Below are 3,014 nucleotides of genomic sequence, written 5' to 3'. Positions count from 1 at the left end.
GTGGTAGACGGAAAATGGAGTACCAGCGCCGATCTGAGCAGTCTGGCGGAAGGCAAGGTGGAAGCCAAAGCCACGGCTACTGACCCGGCCGGCAATCAGGCGCACGACACCGCCAACTCCACCCTGGATGTGACCGGACCGAGCGTCGATATCGAGCATTTTGCCGGCGATGATGGCTATATCAATACCAGCGAGTCCACCGCCACGCCAGTCAGCGGCACCAGCAGTGAGAAGACGGTTGATCTGGTGTTTACCGACGTCAACGGCAAAACCGTGGAAGTGAAAAACGTCTCGGTAGTGGACGGCAAGTGGAGCACCACGGCCGATCTGAGCAGCCTGGCGGAGGGCAAGGTGGAAGCCAAAGCCACCGCCACTGACCCGGCAGGCAATCAGGCGCATGACACCGCCAACTCGACGCTGGATGTCACTGGTCCAACCGTCGATATCGAGCACTTTGCCGGCGATGACGGCTTTATCAATACCAGCGAGTCCACCGCCACGCCGGTCAGCGGCACCAGCAGCGAAAAAACCGTCGATCTGGTGTTTACCGATATCAATGGCAAGACGGTGGAAGTGAAAAACGTCTCGGTAGTGGACGGCAAGTGGAGCACCACGGCCGATCTGAGCAGTCTGGCGGAGGGCAAGGTGGAAGCCAAGGCCACCGCCACTGACCCGGCCGGCAATCAGGCGCACGACACTGCCAACTCGACGCTGGATGTCACTGGTCCAACCGTCGATATCGAGCACTTTGCCGGCGATGATGGCTTTATCAATACTGCGGAATCCACCGCCACGCCGGTCAGTGGCACCAGCAGCGAGAAGACGGTTGATCTGGTGTTTACCGATGTTAATGGCAAGACGGTAGAGGTCAAGAACGTATCGGTAGTGGACGGCAAGTGGAGCACCAACGCCGATCTGAGCAGCCTGGCGGAAGGCAAGGTGGAAGCCAAAGCCACGGCTACGGATCCGGCAGGCAATCAGGCGCATGACAGCGCCAACTCGACGCTGGATGTCACTGGTCCGACGGTAGATATCGAGCACTTTGCCGGTGATGATGGCTATATCAATACTGCGGAATCCACCGCCACGCCGGTCAGCGGCACCAGCAGCGAAAAAACCGTGGATCTGGTGTTTACCGACGTCAACGGCAAGACCGTGGAAGTGAAAAACGTCTCGGTAGTGGACGGCAAGTGGAGCACCACGGCCGATCTGAGCAGCCTGGCCGAGGGCAAGGTGGAAGCCAAAGCCACGGCTACTGACCCGGCCGGCAATCAGGCGCATGACACCGCCAGTTCTACGCTGGACGTGACCGGCCCGAGTGTGGATATCGAGCACTTTGCCGGTGACGACGGTTATATCAATACCGCGGAATCCAAAGCCACGCCGGTCAGCGGCACCAGCAGCGAAAAAACCGTCGATTTGGTGTTTACCGACGTTAATGGCAAAACCGTTGAGGTCAAGAACGTATCGGTAGTGGACGGCAAGTGGAGCACCACGGCCGATCTGAGCAGCCTGGCGGAAGGCAAGGTGGAAGCCAAAGCCACCGCCACTGACCCGGCCGGTAATCAGGCGCATGACACCGCCAATTCCACCCTGGATGTGACTGGTCCAACCGTCGATATCGAGCACTTTGCCGGCGATGACGGCTATATCAATACCAGCGAGTCGACGGCGACGCCGGTGAGCGGCACCAGCAGTGAGAAGACGGTCGATCTGGTGTTTACCGACGTTAATGGCAAGACGGTAGAGGTCAAGAATGTCAGCGTGGTGGACGGCAAGTGGAGCACCACGGCCGATCTGAGCGGTCTGGCGGAAGGCAAGGTGGAAGCCAAAGCCACCGCCACTGACCCGGCCGGTAATCAGGCGCACGACACCGCCAACTCGACGCTGGATGTCACTGGTCCGGCGGTAGATATCGAGCACTTTGCCGGCGATGACGGCTATATCAATACCAGCGAATCCACCGCCACGCCAGTGAGCGGGACCAGCAGCGAAAAAACCGTTGATCTGGTGTTTACCGACGTTAATGGCAAAACCGTTGAGGTCAAGAACGTATCGGTAGTGGACGGCAAGTGGAGCACCACGGCCGATCTGAGCAGCCTGGCGGAGGGCAAGGTGGAAGCCAAAGCCACGGCTACGGACCCGGCGGGTAATCAGGCGCACGACACCGCCAATTCCACGCTGGATGTGACTGGTCCGACGGTCGATATCGAGCACTTCGCCGGTGATGACGGTTATATCAATACCAGCGAGTCGACGGCGACGCCGGTCAGCGGCACCAGCAGTGAGAAGACCGTTGATCTGGTGTTTACCGACGTTAATGGCAAAACCGTTGAGGTCAAGAACGTATCGGTAGTGGACGGCAAATGGAGCACCACGGTCGATCTGAGCAGTCTGGCGGAAGGCAAGGTGGAAGCCAAAGCCACGGCGACGGACCCGGCGGGTAATCAGGCGCACGACACCGCCAACTCCACCCTGGACGTCACCGGCCCGAGTGTCGATATCGAGCACTTTGCCGGCGATGACGGCTATATCAATACCAGCGAGTCCACCGCCACCCCGGTCAGTGGTACCAGCAGCGAAAAGACCGTGGATCTGGTGTTTACCGACGTCAACGGCAAGACGGTAGAGGTCAAGAATGTCAGCGTGGTGGACGGCAAGTGGAGCACCACGGCCGATCTGAGCAGCCTGGCGGAAGGCAAGGTGGAAGCCAAAGCCACGGCTACTGACCTGGCCGGTAATCAGGCGCACGATACCGCCAACTCGACGCTGGATGTCACTGGTCCGGCGGTAGATATCGAGCACTTTGCCGGCGATGACGGCTATATCAATACCAGCGAGTCGACGGCGACGCCAGTGAGCGGCACCAGCAGTGAGAAGACGGTCGATCTGGTGTTTACCGACGTCAATGGCAAAACCGTTGAGGTCAAGAACGTCTCGGTAGTGGACGGCAAGTGGAGCACCACGGCCGATCTGAGCAGCCTGGCCGAGGGCAAGGTGGAAGCCAAAGCCAC

General features: G+C 59.5%; 1 protein-coding gene. It reads left to right on the top strand.

What is annotated here, in order from left to right:
• Positions 1 to 3,014, top strand: a 3,014-nt coding sequence (locus tag J5067_RS23145) for an Ig-like domain-containing protein (RefSeq protein ID WP_264652107.1), incomplete at both ends; no start/stop codon positions are given.

Source organism: Candidatus Symbiopectobacterium sp. NZEC151 (genome assembly GCF_025962655.1).
Taxonomy (GTDB): domain Bacteria; phylum Pseudomonadota; class Gammaproteobacteria; order Enterobacterales; family Enterobacteriaceae; genus Symbiopectobacterium.
This window is presented reverse-complemented; position numbering and strand designations above follow the sequence as displayed.